We start from the raw sequence: 18,953 nt of genomic DNA, 5'->3' as shown, positions 1-18,953 counted from the left end.
ATCACCGTCCTCAGGCCACATCGGCGGGTTCAGTCTCCGATTGTTCTCCCGACAGCATCCGGGACAGCCGGCTGCCCGGCTTCGCCTTCAGCCGCTGATATTGCCCGACTTCCACGACGCGGCCCCCTTCCATTGCCACCACCCAGTCGGCGAAGGCGATCATCGATGGCCGGTGCGCGATGGTCAGGATCGTCATCGCGCCGCGCAGGCCGTCGATCGACCGGGCGATAAGCGACTGGTTCTGCCAGTCGAGCGCGCTTGTTGCCTCATCCAGGATGAGCAGCAAGGGTTTGCGCAGCAGCGCGCGCGCCAGCGCGATGCGCTGACGCTCGCCGCCCGAGAGGCGTACGCCGCGGTCGCCGACCACCGTCTCCAGTCCCAGGTCGAGCCGTTCGACGAATTCGCCGGCGTGCGCGGCGCGCAGTGCCGTCCACAATTCGTCGTTGCCGGCCTGCGGGGCGGCAAGCCGCAGGTTCGCCGCGATCGTGTCATGCAGCAGGAACACGTCCTGCGGCACATAGGCCACCCGATCGCGCCAGCGGCGGCGATTGCCGGCATCGATCTCGACGCCATCGACGAGGATCTTGCCGGCGGTCGGCTCGAGCAGCCCGAGCAGCATGTCGGCGATCGTGCTCTTGCCTGATCCGGACGGGCCGATCAGAGCGGTGACCTTGCCGGCCGGGAGGCCGAAAGTGATGTCGCTCACCACCGCCTTGCCGGTGCCGTCGTCATAGGCGAAGGAGACATCACGAATGTTCAGCCCCGTATCGAGCGACAGCTTGCGGGCGTCCCTGGGTTCGATATGGCCCGGTTCGCGCTCGGCGTCGAAACGTGCCTGCAGGCTACGCATTGCTGTGTAGGCGGGCAGGTTGATCAGCAGCTGCTGGGCCTGCGTCTGCATGTCCATGAAGCGCGGCGCGATTCGCATGAAGACCAGGAGCAGCACGACGATCTCGGCCAGCGACAGGTGGAAGCGGACCAGCGCCACGTAGATGAAGACGCTCAAGCCCACGACGCTCGCCACCTGGAACACGGCGGTGCCGATCGAAGAATTGCGGACATAGGCGATGTTGTCGGCCTTCATCTTTTCGAGCGTGGCCTGCAGCTGCGCGAAATAGCTGGCCTCGACATTCAGGCTCTTGGCCACCTTGATGCCGCCGAGAAATTCCGAGACCGTGCGGTACTGATCCTGGCGATTGGTCGTCAGGATCCGGCCGAAAGCGGTGGCGCGCGAGCGGAACGGCTGCAGCGCTATGAACATCACGATGCCGATGACAACGGCAAACGCCGTCATGACCGGCGAAATGAACATGGAAATCACGAGATAGCCCGCCAGCAGCACGGCGATCTGCACCAGCATCAGCAGGGAAAAGGCCGCCCCCTGGACGCGGTCTATGTCACCGGTCAGGGCATGGTCGAGATCGGAGCCGCGCATGCGCGTGAACACGCCCCACCGCGCCTTGCCGATGCTCTCGAACAGGTTCATGCGCAAGCGGTTGATGAAATCGAAGAGCAGCCTTGCCATATAGACTGACTTGAAGCGGTTGAAAGCTGCCTGCACGGCAATAAGCCCGACCAGCGCACAGAGCACCGTGGTCAGCTGCAGCGTTCCGCCTGGCACCAGCCAGCGCACAAAATCAATGTTCGGCAGCCTGACCGCGAAATCCTGGTCGGCGCGCCCGACCAGATGCAGCAGCGGCACCAGCAGCAGGATGGAGATGCCTTCGGTCAGGCTGCCGAGGATCAGGAACAACAGCGCCGTCCAGGTTCGCCGCCCGCCGATCTGGGCAATGACGGCACCGAACGCCGCGACATCGCGAAACAGCGACAGGCTGAAGACCGATGACCTAGGCATCTCCAGCCAGTTCCTTCTCGATCAGCGCTACGGCCTCGCCGATCCTGTCGATGCCCGTCGGAACGTCCAGCCGGCACACGCCGACATGGTTAGCGATTGCTGAACAGTGGCGAAGATGCATCGCCGCGAAATCGCCGGAGAGTGCAGCGCGGCCGAACCGCGTCACGTAGGAGAATTTGATGATGGCCGGCAAGGCGGCGATGTGAGGCAAGGGGGTGATCCCAGCCCTTTCGCCGCGCTCGAGGATGTAAATCCTGGCCGCCGGCACCTTGTTGCCGGAGAAGGCGCCGTGCAGGCGATGCTGCATTTTCTCGATCGCGGGATGCACTTGCGGCCGCACTTGCGCCTGCCCAAGCGAGATCGCCGCCGCGGCATCGGCGGCAAGCTTGATCTGCGGAAACCCCGGAACGATCATCGGCTGGTTCGGGTCTGCCAGGTCGATCGCCACGACGTCGTCGGTAAGCAGATCGTGTCCGGCCCGGACCAACGCGCTTGCCGTCGTCGATTTGCCGGCGCCCTTGTCGCCCATGAAGATGGCGCCCCTGCCGGTCACCGCAATGGCGCTGGCATGTAGAACCAGCAGGCCGCGCTGGTGCAGAAGCAGCGCCAGCACCGGCCCCAGCAGCGGGAATGCAAGCAAGGCGTCGTCGACGCCGGGCGCCGGCTGGACATCGATGCGGCGCGCGTCGCTGATCAGGAATGCGCCGACGGCCTCCCAGGCCAGATACTGCCGGCCGGGCTCGAAGCGGAAGACGGTCGCGGCCTCCGCCGAGGGCTTGGGCATATCGATCGGGCCGATGGCGATCTCGATGTCGGCCGCCGCCGGTTCCGCCGGCTCCAGTTCGGGCAGTGACACATCGGATGCGATGATCAGGCCGTAGGCGCGGTAGTAACGTCGTTCTCCCGCGATCCCGCCGCGCTGGGCAAGATGGTCGAGATCGCCGCCGAACGGCTCATGGCGAGACATCATGCGGGGCTCCCGCCATGCTGGACCTGCCGCAGCCACAGCGACAGTGAAGCCGAGCGCCAGACATACTGGACGTCGAGCGGTGCCGCCTGGTCCGGCTGGCGCAGCAGCCGCGCATAGGCGGCGTTTACTTCCGGCAGGTTGACATAAGGTGCGATGCGACCCGCATCGCCAACCAGCAACTGCTCCAGCAGGTCGCGATGATTGCGCACCATGCCGTTGACGAGATTGGCGGTGAAATCGATCTTGTCGCGCCGCCATTGGACCGCCGCCGGCAGGATACCCTCCATGGCCTGGCGCAACACGTAGCGGCCAAAGCCGTGACTGAGCTTCTGCTCGCCCGGCAGCCCCAGGCAGAATTCGACCAGCGGCTTATCCCAGAACGGATAACGCGGCTCGACGCCGAAATTGGCGGCGGCCTTGTCCAGAACCTCGAAAGAATGCGGGACATATCCGTTGGACAGGATCCAGCGGTGGCTGAGCGCGTCGCTGGCCTGGATGCTGGGCGGCATATAGCCGGCTCGGTGGAACCGGTCGATGAGCTCCGTTCGCCGGACAAGGTCCGGATTGATCAGGTCGCGCCAGCTCCGGCCACGCTGCGATTTGGCAGGCCTGCCTATCCTGTTCACGGCTCGGTTCCCCAGCTGTCTCAGCCTGGCGATGCGCCAGGCCGGTCCGTAAATGGTGAGAAACTGGAAATAGAGGCCGAGCGTGCTGCCGCCATAGGTGTTGGAGGCGCTGCGGACCTCGCGCCAGAGGTCCAGCCATCTGCCGCCATTGGCAAGCTCGTGCAGATGGCCATGTCCCTGCGAAACGACTTCGTCGCCGCCATGGCCGTCGAGCAGCACCTTGATGCCCTTGGCGCCCGCCGTCCGGTAGATGCCGCGGGTCAGCGTCAGGCCCGGCGCCAGGAAGGTGCCTTCCTGCTCCTCCAGTACCCGTTCGAACTCAGCGAAAGGCTCATAGTTGCCGACAGGGATCAGCGTCGGATCGGCCTTCTGCTGATCCAGCACCGCATCGATGAAGGAGCGCTCGTCCATCGACGAACCCCTGTCGAAAACCAGTGAGAAGGTCGGCAGCTTCGGCTTGCGCCCGGCCGCATTTTGCAGCCCGGCCACGCAGGCGATCGAGGAGGAATCGAGGCCGCCGCTGAGCATCGCACCGACCGACGGACTTCCCCGCATGCGATTTCGGACCGCTTGCGAGAACAGATGGGCGAATTCTTCCGCGGCATCAGACCGCGGCACCCCCTGCGATGGTTCGATCTGCCAATACCGGCGCAGCACCAGACGTTGCGCGCTGACGGTGAGACTGTGACGCGCCGGCAGGGCGAAGATGTCGCTATAGGGCGTGGATTGCGGGTCATCGGCAAGCCCGGCCAGGAATCCAGAAATCCGGTGCTCGCTGAGGCGCGCATCGACCCCGTCGAGGTCGAGCATTGGCCCGATCTCGGAGGCAAAGGCAAAGCGTCGCTCCGCGGCGTGGTAGTAGAATGGCTTGACCCCGAAATGGTCCCTCGCGCAGAACAAAAGTTGCCGCTCGGCATCCCAGACGGCAAAGGCGAAATCGCCTTGCAGATGCACGGGGCAGGCTTCACCCCAGCGCAGATAGGCCCGCATCAGCAATACCGCGTCGGCGACTGAGCTGTCCCTGATACCGAGCCTGGCGAGCAACTCGTCGCGGTTGTCGAGCCGGCAGTCGGCGGTGATGGCCAGCTTGCCGCCGGCCATGGTCAGCGGGCCGGGGCCGGCTTCGTCGGTCGTGTTCAGCCAGGCGTGGCCAAGCGCGATGCCGCTGTCCAGCCACCATGAGCTTCCGTCTGGGCCACGATGGCGCATGCGCGCCAGCATCTGCTGGATGCCGCTCGCCGCTTCAGCCGGCGCGGGGCCCTGTCGCAGCAGGATTCCGGCCACGCCGCTCATCGGCTGCCGTGGTCGACCAGATGGGCGAAACCATCGATGGATCCGCCAAGCACGATGTGGTTGTCGCTGACCAGCCAGGCATGCGCCTTCAATCGCTCGCCCGTGCCGCGCTCGATGCCGATGCGGACATTCGAGGCATTGCCTTGGCGCGCCAGGAGGTATTGGCCCGAAAGCGCCTGGGTCAGGCATGTGGCGCCCGGCACGAACCGTGCGGCCGCTGCAACCCCCCAGGCGACAAGCCGCAACTCGCCCATGCTGGCACATTGGCGCGCGTTGAGCCGTGTCACCATCCCGCGGACGCGGTTGTAGGAGAACAATGTCAGCCCGAGCCGGACGGCCGCGACCACCAGCAGGCAGCGGCACAGGAAAAACGCTTCCGAGCCGCTCAAGGACAAAACCCTCGCCAGGCTCCGCCCGCCAGGCCGCTGCTTCATCGGCCGGGGATGTCCCTGTGTCACAGGTCTTTGCTGCGGAACCACGGCCTTTTGTGACATCTGCCTAGACGAGGGCCTCATGCTCAAGCCTCGCAAGCCCGTTTTCAATCAAGCCTTTCAGCAATGCGTCGACGTCGGCCTTGCAGCGTTCGGCGTCGACATTGTAGCGAGCGAGAACCGCGCTGCGGATATCGGCGATCGATTTGGATTCCTGGATCAGTTCCCAAATGAAGGCCCCGACACCGTTGAGGCTGTAATAAATATTGGATTTCAGGTTGAGAAGCGCGAGGCCACTGCCGAATTCGCAAGCAACGGCGTCCTTGGTGGCCCTTACGCAATCCTGCTCGGAGGGGTTCCAGTTCATCCTAAAACCTCGTTTGCAACACACGGCCTACACGTCGTCGGTTCAAGGCGGAAAGTCGGGGATTTTCATCCCCGGCTCCATTTTGGTCTTGGATCCTGGAGGCCCAACGTCACTCCTCCAGCATCAGGCTGGTCTCAGGAGAAAGTCAGGTCGCCGATCGGGGTGTGCGCGGGAAACGACGCGTCGAGTGCCGTGTTGCCACCGCCGCCCTGCGTAATGGTTTCAATTGAACCATGTACCGTCAGGTTTGGCGTTTCATACTCATGCTTTTCAACATTCTGTTCCATTTTACTCTCCATTAGGACTTGAAACGGCCTGTCGATTGCCGTCAGCACTTTAATGCTGCATTGCAATAGCTGCATGGCAACATTTATGAGTCAAGCCTCATTTACCTTGCGTTAATCAATTATGGGTTGCGAACGTCACCCGGTATAAGAGACTCGCCTCTTTTGAGATAAGGCCGCATGCAATCGGCCCCTGCTGCCAGAAGCCCTGTAAACCTTTGATTCTACTATTTTAAGGGAAAATAACGCAGGCGATTGATTCTAGATGACACTAGACTATATCCCTCCTTTGAACTGACCGCCGCCGATAGCCCGGCGGTTGCAAAATTTTGCACTGCGAAAGGAAAGGCTTTACGGCGCCGCGGTTTTTAAGGATGCTTTGCTTCGCAGGTGCAGCATAGCGCGATGCGCAAACCGTTTTTTGGAGACTGTGCGCTCAATGGCCTTGCCGGAAAGCTCTTATGAAAGATTGCGCGCCACGGACTGCGCCAATGAGATCGCCTATGTGCAGGCCTGCTTACGATTGTATTTCGCAGGAACGGCCGCCTCGGCGGGCGAGGTGTCGCCGCCTGGCCTTTCCGTCGCTGTCGTCGCCGATATCGCCAGGCTCAACAAGGTCGGTACCTTCGTTCTGAAGGCCCTGTCGCGTGCGCCGGCGAATGACAGGCCGGCCGAGCTCTTCCAGTGGCTTGAAACCTATCGTAGAAGCACGGTTTCGATGAACGCCGCCTGCCTGATGGATTCGATGGCCATCAACGAGGCACTGCTCGACAGGCGGATTGATTTCGTCTTCCTGAAGGGGCCGTTCCAGCAGCATCTGCTTTACGACGATCACTTCATGAAGCCTGCAGGCGATGTCGACATCCTGGTCTCGCCGGCCGGGTTCTCGAAGGCACGCGAAGTGTTGCGCTCGATCGGCTACGAGGTGTCAGGCAAGTCACGTTCGGTCTGGTGGGTCCGCTTCCTCGGCGAACAGCACATGGTCCGCGGCAATGGGCCGAAATCATCCACGGTCGATCTTCATTACCGGCTTCAGCAGCCCGGCTCGCCCAGTCCCCGCGATGCCGACGGGTTCCTGCGGCGAAAACGGCTGGTCGAGATTTCCGGCGCCGAAGTCCCCTTCACGTCAGCCGCCGACACTTTGATGCTGTCCTGCATCAGCGTCGCCAAGGCCCTGTTCAACCGCGAGCCCTGCGCCGGCTATGTCTGCGATATCAGGGCCAGCGCCAGCCGACTCGACGAGGCTGATCAGCAGCGCGTGCTCGATGCCGCGGTGAACCAGGGACTGGAAGACACCTTGCTGTTCGGCCTGCGCGCCGCCGATGTGCTGCTGGGCGGCACCGGCACGCTTCTGTCGGAGCGGGCCAAGCCGATCCTGTCGCGCATTGGCAATGAGGATCTGCTCAACATGGTCATTGCGCCATGGCTGTTGTCGCTGCGTTGGCCGCAGCGGCGGACGGTGTTGTGGGAATTGTGCGGGCGGGCTCCCGTCCGCTATCTGGCCGAGGTTGGCTGGGCCGCGTCGGCGGACATCAGCCGCCGCATCTTCGAACGGCCGGCCAGTCCATGATGGCAGTGGGTATCGGGTACAGGGCGAGGGCAGAACGGAACCTGTGCAAGAGGCAAATTCCATGTCGATGACGAAATCCCAGGTCTGCGTGATCATCGCGGCCAAGAACGCGGCGCGCACCATCGCGGTCGCCATCGGATCCGCGCTGCGCGAACCGGAAGTGGCGGAGGTCGTCGTCGTCGACGACGGCTCTACCGACACTACGGCCGAGGTCGCCCGCTCCGCCGATGATGGCAGCGGTCGGCTTACCGTCATGCGCCTCGACGTCAACCGCGGCCCGTCCTTTGCCCGCAATGCCGCGATCGCCCGCTCACGAGCGCCGTTCGTCAGCATTCTGGACGCCGACGATTTCTTCCTCGAGGGCCGGTTTCGCAACCTGTTTGCCGGCGCCGACTGGGATTTCGCCGCCGACAACATCATGCTTATCAGAGATGACGCGACCGGTGACGCGACCAAAATCGTCGCCCCGGATTTTGCCGCCGATCCGGAATTCCTGGATTTCGAAAGCTTCGTGGAAGGCAATATCTCCAGACGCCGCGTGCAAAGAGGCGAGCTCGGCTTCTTGAAGCCCGTGATCAGCCGTGCCTTCCTCGACCGCCACGGATTGCGCTACGACGAAAGCCTGCGACTGGGCGAGGACTATGTGCTTTACGCGCGGGCGGTCGCCCACGGGGCACGGTTCAAGGTCATCCGCTCCTGCGGTTACGGCGCCATCGTGCGCGCCGATTCGCTCAGTGGCCGCCACAAGACGCAAGACCTGAAGCGGCTGGCCGATGCCGATCTGGCGCTGCTGGCCATCGACAGCCTGCCGGAAGGGTCCAAGGCGGTACTGCGGCGGCACGAGCGGCATGTGCGCGACAAATACCGGCTGCGCAATTTCCTCGACGTGAAGGCCGAGCGAGGCCTGGCTTCGGCCGCGGCCTACGCCTTCGCAAGCCAATCCAACCTCATTCCTATCGTCCAGGGGGTGGCATCGGACAAGCTCGAGGCGCTGTTTCGCAGTGTTGGCCTCGTGTCCAGGAACAAGCGCGTGCCGACGCTGCGTTTCCTGATGGACGGAACCAGCACGGGCAAGGGACGGTAAGGCGCGGGACCGTCCGGTGCTGCCTGCCGCCCGGGAGCGTGCCACGCAAACCATTTCGATCGGATTCATGAGTTTACGAATTGGGTGGTTGCCTCGCGGCTCCAAGGATGGCAGTCTATGTTGCGATGCAGCAAATTGAACGGTCAGCCGAATTGGCCCCCGATCGGACTGGTCCCAAGTCTCTCTTCTTCGGAGAAGTGGACGCGGTACGAGTTTTTGAGCCCCGGTTGCGGGGATCGGCCAGTGGCCCGGACGGAAAGCCGGTCCAGAAAGCCGGCGATGACGGGAATTTAAGCTCATGGCCTCGATATTCGGCTTCAGATCAAGGGATCCTATCCGCGACAGGCAGGCAGACGTTGCGCGTCTCGACCGGCTGGCGAAGCTGTTCGAGCAGGTCGCGGCTGAAATCGATGCCGAGAAAACCAGCCTGGAGAGCCGCTACCGCAAGGAGGCGACCAACGCGGCCTTCCCAGTCGAAGCCGTGGAAAACGGTTCCGCCTCCGACCGCCGCGCGTCCGAGGTCAGCGCGCTGACGCAGTCGATCTTGAACAGCGAGCGCCGCATCGCGGCATTGTCGCGCCAGGGCGGCATGATGCGCGAGCTCCGGCATTCGCTGGATGTGGTCTTCGACGAGAACGCGGCCACCGATTCGCCGGCCACCGTCGCATCGGCCTGGCGGGCAGGAGCGGGCCGTGGGTGAAGGCGGCGGCGCGGGACCGTTACGACGGAGGTGATGCAAGACTGGAGGAAGTTGGGAGGGGGATTGAAGAGGTCAAGGTTGGCCCGTTTGGAAGCGGTTCAAGCGTCGACTTTGGGTTGGGGACGCACAGCGCAAAGGTGAGTTTGTCATGAATTCGGATCCCAAAATCATGTCCACGACAGCAATCGACACCCCCCTGCATTTCGGCTGGCGGTCCGGCCTGGCAGTCGCTTTGCTGCTCGCCGCTCTTGGCAGCCTGCCGGCAACCGCGTCTCATGCGCAGGATGTCCAGTCCGCGCCCTCTTTCGTCGACGACTTCAAGAGTTTCGACCGCGAGCGCTGGTACGTTTCAGATGGCTGGACAAACGGCAGCCATCAGAATTGCACCTGGTCGAAAGGCCTGGTCCAGCTTTCCGACGGCGTTCTTTCGCTCGGTTTCGCGAAGCAGAAGACCAAGGATCGTGAGTTCGCCTGCGGTGAGATACAGACCAAGCAGCGCTTCGGCTATGGTACCTATGAGGCGCGAATGAAAACCGATACAGGCGCCGGCCTCAATGCGGCCTTCTTTTCCTATATCGGCCCGTCCGACAAGCAGCCCTGGGACGAGATCGATTTCGAGGTCCTCACCAAGGACACGTCCAAGGTGCAGGTCAACGCCTATATCGCCGGCAAGGGCAAGAACGAGAAGCTGGTCGACGTGCCCGGTGGCACCGACAGTGCCTTCAACGACTACGCCTTCGTCTGGGAGAAGGATAGTCTGCGCTGGTATCTCAATGGCCAGCTTGTGAACACCATTACCGATCCTGCGAAGCTGCCCAGCCATGCGCAGAGGATTTTCTTCAGCTTTTGGGGCAGCGACACGATGAAGGGCTGGATGGGAGCGTTCGCCGATCCGGGCCGCAAGCTTTCGCTGCAGGTCGAACGTGTCGCCTTCACCGCGCTCGGCCAGCCCTGCCAATTTCCGGAATCGCTGGTGTGCAGTATAAAGGAGTTCGGAAAGACGAATTGAACCGGCAGGGCCGAGACGAGGCCCGCTGCCTGATGGGAATCAAACCGCATGAACTTGACGGTGTTTGGAATTGGCTATGTCGGCCTCGTGCAGGCGGCGGTGCTTGCCGAGGTTGGACACCAGGTCGTTTGCGTCGACATCGACGCAAGCAAGGTGGAGCGGCTCAACCAGGGCCTAGTCCCGATCTTCGAGCCAGGCCTTGAAAGCATCGTCAGGGAGAATCACGCCGCCGGCCGCATCAAGTTCACCACCGATGCGGCGGCCGCCGTCAGGCATGGCGAAATCCAGATGATAGCGGTCGGCACGCCGCCCGGCGAGGACGGTTCGGCCGACCTCAAATACGTGTTGACGGTCGCCGAGACCATCGGGCGCGAGATGGATACCGCCAAGATCGTCGTCGGCAAGTCGACCGTGCCGGTCGGCACCTGCGAAAAGGTGAAGGCTAGGATCGCCGAGACGCTGAAGAAAAGGGGGCGCGAGGATTTGCGCTTCGACGTCGCCTCCAATCCCGAATTCCTCAAGGAGGGCTCCGCCGTCGCCGACTGCATGAAGCCCGACCGCATCATCGTCGGCACCAGCAGCGAGGACACCGAAGCGGTGATGCGCGAACTCTACGCGCCCTTCAATCGCAACCATGAGAAGATGATCGTGATGGACGTTCGGAGCGCCGAATTCACGAAATACGCCGCCAACTGCATGCTGGCGACCAAGATCAGCTTCATGAACGAGATGGCGAACCTCGCCGAGCAGCTCGGCGCCGACATCGAGGAGGTGCGCAAGGGTATCGGCAGCGATCCGCGCATCGGCTACCACTTCATCTATCCGGGCCTCGGCTATGGCGGCTCGTGTTTTCCCAAGGACGTCCGCGCTCTGATCAAGACCGCCGAGGGCGTCAAATTCGACGCCAAGCTGCTGCGCGCCGTCGAGGAGCGCAACAACGACCAGAAATCCGTCCTGTTCGACAAGGTGCACCGCTATTTCAAGGGTGATCTCACGGGCAAGACCTTCGCGCTGTGGGGCTTGGCCTTCAAGCCCAACACGGACGATATGCGTGAGGCGCCGGCGCGTGTGCTGATGGAAGCGCTTTGGAGCGCCGGCGCGACCGTGCAGGCCTATGACCCCGAGGCCATGCAGGAATGCCAGGCCATCTATGGGCTGCGTGACGACCTGATGTTGTGCGGCACCAAGGAAGCGGCATTGCGCGGCGCCGATGCGCTGCTGATCGCCACCGAATGGAAGAATTTTCGCGCACCGTCCTTCGATGCGCTGAAGGCTGCACTGACCACACCGGTCATCTTCGATGGCCGCAACCTCTACGATCCCAAGGTCGTGGCGCGCCACGGCATCGAATATCACTCGATTGGCAGGCTGGCCGCGTGAGCAGCTGAATACAATCACGACTGCTGTTAACCCGGCGTTGTGCGCTCCGCGCTCTGGGCAGTTTGCGCGACATGCATTAGGTCGACGGAAAATAGGCCAGCTTGAATTGGATAGCCGGCCTTGAATTCGTGTAGCCCCGTGCAACGTCACCAACGCGCCATCACTCCAGCTGAGCAGCGCGTCATCGTGGTGTGTGAATTGAGGCGATCATGTCGATCGCTCGACGCTCACGGGCTGGCCACCATGCCACTTCAATGGGACGCCGCGGGTCAATGCACGTCGCCCAAAAGTGATCTCGGTTCGGGAAGACGACATGCGTAAAAACAAAGACCAAGCGTGTCGCCTGAATCCGTTTCGACGCGACGCGCTTTAGGCGGTTCGGGGCTTGGCCGAAAACATCTTGTTGAGATTTTGCACAGGGCTATCGACCATTCTTCGGAAAATGTCGGCTACCAAAAGCGACACTGCAAGAACCATGGGCAGGACGATCCACGCAGGAGCACCAATCAACGTACCTATTTTCGCGACAGCGATGAGCACAGTGAAATGAGTGAGGTACAATGGGTAAGATATATCCCCCAGCCATATCAGCGGCGGCTTATCGAGGAAACGGCTGCTCCCGGGCGAAGCGAACGCCATAAGAATTATGAGGCCAGCACCAACTCCGGAGGAGATGTGGCTGAAAAGTAACCCGTCATAGATGATCCAACGAGCCTCCAAAAGAAGAATTCCCATGGCCCACATCAACGCAACGACAACGGTTGGATATTTGGCGATAGCTGTTTTCAGTGTGTCTCGATAGACGGCCAGGAAAGCTCCGCCGACAAAGATCGGGATATAAATGGAGGTCTGCAGAAGAGACTGCGTTACGCTGCTGGCGGTAAGGCTAAATGCTTCGGGCCAGATCGCCCCGGGCACCAAGAGGACCAACGACAAAGTTACCATGGCCTTTGGAAATTTCAGAACGCCCCAGACTATGAATGGCATCGCGATGGATATTCTTATCTCGTGTACGAGAGACCACATTATGGGCGATAGCGTCATATGTTGGGTCAGTCCTGTCATTAACAAATGACCCACGACGGACTTGATTGAAATCGCACCAGGTGGCATGTGCTGGAGCCATTCGCTGTATCCATCTCCGATGGGTTGAACGAAAAGAGCCTTTGATGCAATTATTGCCAGCAACAATGCGACGGCAAAGGGCATCCAAATTCGCACTATTCTCTTTGCTGCATAATTGGCAAAAGAATCCCGTGCCTTGAGAATAGCCAACGTCAAGACAAAGCCGCTTAATATGAAAAACACCAGTACTGCTTCGTGCCCACTCCAGAAGATGTGGAGCGGAGAATAGGTAATTACGTTTTCCCAGCGCCAGGTGAAATGGCGTGTCGCGTTTGGGTCTGCCCACACAAGTAAATCGATACCTGGAATTGCCAACACCAAGTGGCTCGTTAGTACGACGATAGCGGCAATTCCACGAATTGCATGCAGGGAATTGAAGCGGTCTTGAGCCAATATTCGCGCCCTGAATTAATCGACATAGCGGCGGTCATCTAACTGCGAAGAAGTCCCGCTTGACATAGGCACGAAATGCCCGGCGCTGGGATATTCGAGTGCGAGCGCCCCGAAGGGTTGAAATCCTCGCACGCAGGCCGGGTGTCGGCTGCGGCGTGTAAGGTTCGACTTTGAAGACCGACGCAAGCTCCGGAAAGCGCTCCATGAGATCGGTATAAGACTTGTGGAAACGCCATCCCCATGGCGGGACGGCAGCCTTCCAGGGTTTGGCGGGGCCGGTGAAATGGATGATCTTTGGCGCGAGAATTCCGTGGCATTTGAGCTTGGCGTAGACATTGTGGAAATTATAGGCCGGCGAGAGCGGTTCGACATTTTGCTCAAAGACGGCATTGAGCGCACTCTGGTCGTGCCGAATGAATGTGTCGCCGTTGCTGAAGAATGCGTTTAGCGCTTTGGGACCATAAATGGCCCAAGTGTCCCGGTTGCATGCCAGCACTCCGGAGTTGAAGTAGCTCTGACGCGTGGCTCCCGCCAACACATCGAAATAGCCTTTAGGATTAAGCCCCAATCTATCGTCGGGATCGAGCCAGGCGCTACCCCTGCCGGCCGCGATCCAACCGTCCCGGACCCGATGCCGGACGAGCGGCGCAATGTCTCCAACGATTTGGATATCGCCATCAAGGTAAACGATGTTGCGATACTGCGACGGCAAATGGTCGGCTATCACGAGCCGCGCCAAAGCGGTGACTGGCACGTGGTTCTTGGCAAACGCCACGCCATCCGGTGGCACATAGGACGTGTCGGGCAGCGCGATGAAGGATATCGCCCGACCTGCACGGTTCTGAAGTGTGTCGATCAGTGCTGGATCGACACCGACCGTGTAGATCATGATGTCGGTCAACGCGTCGATGCCTTGCGCCGTCAACTGAAGTGCCGCCAGGAGTGACGGACCGAGATATCCGTTGTCGGTCACGAAGACGACCGCGGTGTCGTGCCTTTTCCCTGTCATGCCCACCGTCCAAGCAGGCGTGCGCCCCTGCCCGTCAAAAGCCGCTTGCCCAGGGCAATCAGTTCAGTTTCGGGTCCTACAGGTCGTCGCATCAAATTCCACTGCAGCAATTGCGCTCCGGCAAAAGAGATCGCTCCAATGGCGATCTGTGACGCGAGGTTCAAAATCATCTCGGACATTTCGACGCCGGATGGAAGCGCCGACCGAGAGACGAGCACGGCCGCGATCATGACTCCGGCACTTGCCAGGCTTCGCAGATTGGGGCGCACCTGTGCAAGATAGCCAATGCCGGTGAGTTGCCGCACGACCTGAAGATTGAAAAAGATGCCGATGACCCCCGCCACCGCTCGCGCGATTGCCACGCCGGCAAGTCCACCAAGCCAAAGTCCCACGATGACCGAGGGGACGCGCAGGATGAATGCCTGAACGTCACGCTTGAACAGCAATCGCGTGTCCCCCGTTGCCATCGCCAGCGGTTGCGCCAGGCTTCCCAGGGTTTGAATGGCAAACACGGCAGACAACGCCTGGATCACGATTACGGCGGGAAGCCACTTGTCCGTCATCGTCAGCCGGACCAATGGTTCGGCGATCAGCGCCATTCCGACACCGACGGGCAATGCGATCATCGTGACGAGCGCTTGCGACGACTGGTAGACCTTCTCCAGGCCGCCGTCGTCGCGGTTCTTCACATGGGCGAATGCAGGAAACAGCACCGAGGTCAAAGGAGCGATCGCCTCGCGCGTCGGCATGGCGGCGAGATTGTCGCCCACCGAATAATATCCAAGCGGGGTCTTGCCGAGGAAGGCTCCGATCAACAGATGGTCGAACCGCCAGTTCAGTGTGTTGATAGCCTGTGCAAGAGTCAGCCAGATGGAATAGCCGAACATCTCGCGCCAGTGCCGCAAGCCGGGCTTTGGCTTGAAGGGCGCGACTATATAGGAAATGACGAGGCCAGTGAAATCCGATGCCAACGTTCCCGCAACAAGCGCCCAGTAGCTTTTGAAGATGAACGCGAACACGGCCGACACGATGAGCCCGACAAGCTTCTGGGAAACTTCGACCAGGAATTGCTGCCAGAACACCAGGTCGCGCGTGAGGAGGATTCGACGCGGACTGCCAAGCCCTCCTATCAGTGTCGAAATTGCCAACGCCGCCAGCACCGGCGGCAAGCGCGGTTCCGCGAACGCCGATTCGGCCGGCATCGCGACGACCATAAGCATCGCGGCGACCGCCGCGGCACGCACCGCGCTTAGCGTCCAGGCGGTATCAAGATGTTCCTTGGTGGGATTTGGATGATGGATGAGCACAGCGCCGATCGAAATTTCGGTGACTGAGTTCAAGATCGCGAGCACGGTCCAGCCGAGGGCGACAATTCCGAAATCGCCGGGAGTGAGCAGCCGCGCTAGGACAAGCGTGCTTACCAAGCCCAGGAGATTGGTGATGAGCCGAGCCGCGGTGATCCATGCCGCGCCCTTGGCCAGTCTTCCCTTGATTCCATCCACGCGCCGGCGCCTCCAGTACACTCAGAACCGACACATCCCCGCCCGCGATCGATATTCGATCAATGTCCGATGCGATCGTTTTTATTCCCCGTCTGGTCAGGGCGCAAGCATTTATGCCGCAGTGCAGCATTAAAACGGATATGGCTATTGTGCACCGCAGTCGGTGGGGCAAGATGGAAAGAGCGACACACAAAAGGATCGACTTCTGATGACGCACCAGAAATGGCTGGAAGACCCCCCGCAAGGGAGCCGAACGACCGAAGATCTTCAAATTGCCTTGCGGCATCGTATCAGAGAAGTCTTGCTCCCGCTGATAGCCGGACGCGGCGAGCGCATCCACCTTATTGATCCACCGGAGCATCCCAACGTCGGCGACTGCGCGATCTTGTTGGGCGAATTGGATTTTTTCAAACGCGAGCTTCCCGGCAGCCAAGTGGCATTCCACGACTGGAGTACCTACAGCCCGTCATCTGACCGACACATCGAGCGCGCATCCGTTCTCTTGATGCATGGCGGGGGCAATTTCGGGGATATATATCCTCACCACCACGAGTTTCGTTTGAAAATCCTTCGACGCTTTCCCAATCGACCGACCATCCAGCTGTCTCAAAGCATCCATTTCGACTCACCGGCGGTGTTGCAGGAGACGCGTGACGCCATCGCCGCGCATTCCGATTTCACATTGCTGGCTCGTGACACAAAAAGTGAAGCCTTTGCCAGGGCGAATTTCGATTGCCAAGTGGTGCTCTGTCCGGACATGGCATTCGCCATGGACCGGATCGTCCGCAAGCCGGCAAATGTGGACGCGTTCTGCCTGTTGCGCACTGACAAGGAAGCGGTGGCGCCGCATGAAGAAATCAAGAGGCAGCTGAACCAGATGGGGCTTTCCGCGGAGGCGAGAGACTGGTTGGATGATCCCAGAACCGCGGCTCGATTGGGGGACATATTGTTCTCCAAATTCACGCGTAAGTTTCCTGCCGCCTATCCGCTGCTGGCGCCCTTGGCGCTTATCGCACGCCGACGCTACGCGGAGACCCGGCTGAGGGTGGGTATCGACCTGTTGAGTCGCGGGCGTATTGTGGTCACCGATCGGTTGCATGCTCATATTCTGAGCACGCTTCTCGGAATCCCGAACGTCGTTTTCAGATCCTTCGATGCCAAAGCTGCTGCTTTTTACGACACCTGGACACATGCGGCGCCCATCTGCCGGCTAGCTGATGGTCCCTCCGACATGGTCCATGCTGTCCAAGCCGTGATGCCGCCGAAATGAGCCAGGTCATTGGAATGCCGGATTGCAGCTCTTCGCCGCATTACGCGGCGGTGATCCGCGCATATCAATGCACGCCGCTCCTGATCGAAGTGATAGAAGCGCTGCGAAGACAAAGCGTGCCTCCGAAACGGTTGATCATCGTGGATTCATCGCGCGATCCGGCCGTATCCAGCGCGTTTGAAGAGCTTGGTGCGGATATCGTGACATATCCTTCCGAGGACTTCAATTTTTCGAAAGCGATCAATCTCGGTGTCGCAGTCAACGACCAGCCTCTCACGCTCATCATCAGCAGCCACATGCTCATTCGGGCGCCTGACCTGATAGCGAAAGGATGGGACGCTGGTCTTAGTGGGGGCATGGAGATTGTCTACTGGAGGCATCCACCAGCACAGGATGCCCCACACGAGTGCCATACCGTTATGACCAATCACAACTTCAACGGCAGAAATGGCCTGTCCAATACCATGGCCATGATCCCTACTCGACTGCTGCGAGAGCGTCCCTTCCGGGAGGAGGTCTTTTCGGCCGAGGACCAGGAATGGACCAAGTACTATTTGGCATCCCGCCGTCACGCGATGTTGCGCATCGACACCAGGGATGTCAGCTACAGCAATCCCAACCACAACGCCGAGACATGGAGCGAGACCAAGCTTCTGCGGGAGGAATTGGCAATTGGATACTTCGTCAATCGGCGGCTACTTTTGCCGGACAGGATCATCGCTCGGCTTCTGCGAGGTATTCTCGCCACTTTGCGCCGCCGACCAGAAAAAGCTCGAGTGCATTTCGGCTTTGCCTGGGCTATGACTAAAGCAAATTTCAAGCAACCAAGTGCAAAGTCGCGATATTTTTGAGCCGTGGAGCATCTCCCGGGTCGTGGTGGCTGGCATTTTTGGCGTTCGAGAGATCAGAACGGCTTTTTTTGTTTAAGGAACGGTGATGAGAAATTCTGTTGATGAAAATATCAACATAGTATGCGTGTCAGATACAAACTATGTACCGCATCTAGTTACACTATTGAAATCAGTCCAATCAAATTCTGGTCATGATGACACCTTCAATGTGCATATTATACACGATGCTATAAGTGAAGATTTGCAAAAATTAATATCGGCCGAATTGAGAGGGATGGAGGTTCGCTGGTATTCAATTGTTGGTCACGATGCTTTGACATTGCCTCCTCTTCTGCAAATAAGCCGCGCTACCTATTTGCGTCTTATCATGGACGAGGTTCTGGATGAATCGATATCTCGTCTCATATACTTGGATATCGATATGGTTGTGACGGGCAGTCTGAAAGAGCTTTGGCAATGTGATTTGGGTCACTGTGTTTGTGCGGCTGTTCCTGATCCTGGTATAAATACCGAAGCGTTCGCGCAGAAGTATAATTTGACCCTTCCCGGTCAATATTTTAACGCGGGGATGATGGTACTTGACATGCAGCGCGCTCGTATTGATGGAATTCTGGGAGGTGCATTGAATCTGTTGCTGGAGCATCCATCCAAGTTTGAATATGCCGATCAGGACGCCCTGAATGTTATGTTGTGGGGTAAGTGGAAGCAGGTGGATGCGACGTGGAATTTCCAGAGAGAGTTTATGTACGATGATCTAGCCGCATGGCGCGTGATGTCGAGAGATAGGCATACCGTGCCGAAAATCATCCACTTTACGGAGAGCGTTAAGCCGTGGAAGGCTGGAGAGTGGCACCCGTTTGCGTGGCTTTATTGGAAGCACCTGCTCCGGTCGGGATTCGCCGGGGAGGTCATGCGAAAAGAGAACATCAGGTATCGAGACATCATCAAAATGTGGCTTAAGTACCTATTCAAGAAACCGAATTTGGCTCGGGGCTCGGCCAATACCTAGGGCGCCATCCTGCTTCGTCTCGATCCACGCATTTTATGCTGCAGCGCAATATGCATCGTGGACAAATTTATCGCCAGTCGATGGTCTTCCGCGGCCTGACTCCCCAAGGGAAGCTTCCCGAGCCAGCAAGCCTTTGAAATGAAGTGACAAATCCATCCGAAGCGTGTGGTTCTCCTGACTGCTTGGCATTCGCCTTGATCAACGCACCGGGTCGATTTTTGCTAC

17 protein-coding genes are annotated in these 18,953 nt (G+C 59.8%); 8 read left to right on the top strand and 9 right to left on the bottom strand.

The window, feature by feature from the left end; all coding sequences use genetic code 11:
- Positions 1–10 precede the first annotated feature (10 nt).
- From FJ941_RS14930 to FJ941_RS14905, 6 genes are all read right to left on the bottom strand, one after another.
- Positions 11–1,855 carry an ABC transporter ATP-binding protein gene (locus FJ941_RS14930; protein WP_140506655.1) on the bottom strand — a complete coding sequence of 615 codons (1,845 nt, stop codon included), beginning with the start codon at positions 1,853–1,855 and terminating at the stop codon, positions 11–13.
- Positions 1,848–2,825: a serine kinase gene (locus FJ941_RS14925; RefSeq protein ID WP_140506654.1), complete on the bottom strand. Its 978-nt coding sequence runs from the start codon at positions 2,823–2,825 to the stop codon at positions 1,848–1,850. The genes FJ941_RS14930 and FJ941_RS14925 overlap by 8 nt, the downstream gene beginning before the upstream one ends.
- Complete coding sequence (locus FJ941_RS14920) at positions 2,822–4,744, bottom strand: lasso peptide isopeptide bond-forming cyclase (protein WP_140506652.1); 1,923 nt, start codon at positions 4,742–4,744, stop codon at positions 2,822–2,824. Before FJ941_RS14920 ends, FJ941_RS14925 begins: the two co-directional genes overlap by 4 nt.
- Positions 4,741–5,133, bottom strand: a complete 393-nt coding sequence (locus FJ941_RS14915; protein ID WP_246672889.1) for a lasso peptide biosynthesis B2 protein — start codon at positions 5,131–5,133, stop codon at positions 4,741–4,743. Before FJ941_RS14915 ends, FJ941_RS14920 begins: the two co-directional genes overlap by 4 nt.
- 109 nt (positions 5,134–5,242) lie before the next feature.
- On the bottom strand, positions 5,243–5,542 hold the full coding sequence (locus FJ941_RS14910) for a PqqD family protein (protein WP_140506649.1): 300 nt from the start codon (positions 5,540–5,542) through the stop codon (positions 5,243–5,245).
- A gap of 134 nt (positions 5,543–5,676) precedes the next feature.
- Complete coding sequence (locus FJ941_RS14905; protein ID WP_140506647.1) at positions 5,677–5,829, bottom strand: lasso peptide; 153 nt, start codon at positions 5,827–5,829, stop codon at positions 5,677–5,679.
- A gap of 436 nt (positions 5,830–6,265) precedes the next feature.
- Between FJ941_RS14905 and FJ941_RS14900 the strand changes: the two genes are divergently transcribed.
- The 5 genes from FJ941_RS14900 to FJ941_RS14880 all read left to right on the top strand — a co-directional run bounded on the left by FJ941_RS14900 (position 6,266) and on the right by FJ941_RS14880 (position 11,569).
- Positions 6,266–7,396, top strand: coding sequence for a nucleotidyltransferase family protein (locus FJ941_RS14900; RefSeq protein ID WP_140506645.1), 1,131 nt, complete (start codon positions 6,266–6,268; stop codon positions 7,394–7,396).
- 61 nt (positions 7,397–7,457) lie between these two features.
- A complete protein-coding gene (locus tag FJ941_RS14895; RefSeq protein ID WP_140506643.1) occupies positions 7,458–8,480 on the top strand; it encodes a glycosyltransferase family 2 protein in 1,023 nt (340 codons plus the stop codon).
- A 298-nt stretch (positions 8,481–8,778) separates the two neighbouring features.
- A complete protein-coding gene (locus FJ941_RS14890) occupies positions 8,779–9,180 on the top strand; it encodes a hypothetical protein (protein WP_140506642.1) in 402 nt (133 codons plus the stop codon).
- 148 nt (positions 9,181–9,328) lie between these two features.
- Positions 9,329–10,189, top strand: coding sequence for a family 16 glycosylhydrolase (locus tag FJ941_RS14885; protein ID WP_140506640.1), 861 nt, complete (start codon positions 9,329–9,331; stop codon positions 10,187–10,189).
- A 48-nt stretch (positions 10,190–10,237) separates the two neighbouring features.
- Positions 10,238–11,569, top strand: a complete 1,332-nt coding sequence (locus FJ941_RS14880; RefSeq protein ID WP_140506638.1) for a UDP-glucose/GDP-mannose dehydrogenase family protein — start codon at positions 10,238–10,240, stop codon at positions 11,567–11,569.
- 369 nt (positions 11,570–11,938) lie between these two features.
- Here the strand turns inward: FJ941_RS14880 and FJ941_RS14875 are convergent, their stop codons facing one another.
- From FJ941_RS14875 to FJ941_RS14865, 3 genes are read right to left on the bottom strand one after another with little or no spacing between them, the layout of a single operon-like run.
- Positions 11,939–13,087 (bottom strand): acyltransferase, encoded by a 1,149-nt coding sequence (locus tag FJ941_RS14875; protein ID WP_181169812.1) that lies wholly within the window; start codon positions 13,085–13,087, stop codon positions 11,939–11,941.
- Between the two features lie 34 nt (positions 13,088–13,121).
- The gene (locus FJ941_RS14870) at positions 13,122–14,096 is read right to left on the bottom strand and encodes a glycosyltransferase (RefSeq protein WP_140506634.1); all 975 of its coding nucleotides are present in this window, start codon (positions 14,094–14,096) and stop codon (positions 13,122–13,124) included.
- On the bottom strand, positions 14,093–15,598 hold the full coding sequence (locus FJ941_RS14865; protein ID WP_140506633.1) for a lipopolysaccharide biosynthesis protein: 1,506 nt from the start codon (positions 15,596–15,598) through the stop codon (positions 14,093–14,095). Before FJ941_RS14865 ends, FJ941_RS14870 begins: the two co-directional genes overlap by 4 nt.
- Positions 15,599–15,806: 208 nt before the next feature.
- Here FJ941_RS14865 and FJ941_RS14860 point away from each other — a divergent pair, with 208 nt between their 5' ends.
- The 3 genes from FJ941_RS14860 (at position 15,807) to FJ941_RS14850 (ending at position 18,728) form a co-directional block, all read left to right on the top strand.
- Complete coding sequence (locus tag FJ941_RS14860; protein WP_140506631.1) at positions 15,807–16,868, top strand: polysaccharide pyruvyl transferase family protein; 1,062 nt, start codon at positions 15,807–15,809, stop codon at positions 16,866–16,868.
- A complete protein-coding gene (locus FJ941_RS14855) occupies positions 16,865–17,719 on the top strand; it encodes a glycosyltransferase family 2 protein (protein WP_140506629.1) in 855 nt (284 codons plus the stop codon). Before FJ941_RS14860 ends, FJ941_RS14855 begins: the two co-directional genes overlap by 4 nt.
- An 85-nt stretch (positions 17,720–17,804) precedes the next feature.
- Entirely contained in the window at positions 17,805–18,728 is a 924-nt protein-coding gene (locus tag FJ941_RS14850; RefSeq protein WP_140506627.1) for a glycosyltransferase family 8 protein, read from the top strand.
- Positions 18,729–18,953: the final 225 nt, after the last annotated feature.

Origin of the sequence: Mesorhizobium sp. B2-3-13, from assembly GCF_006442195.1 — a bacterium.
Classification (GTDB): Bacteria; Pseudomonadota; Alphaproteobacteria; order Rhizobiales; family Rhizobiaceae; genus Mesorhizobium; species Mesorhizobium salmacidum.
This window is presented reverse-complemented; position numbering and strand designations above follow the sequence as displayed.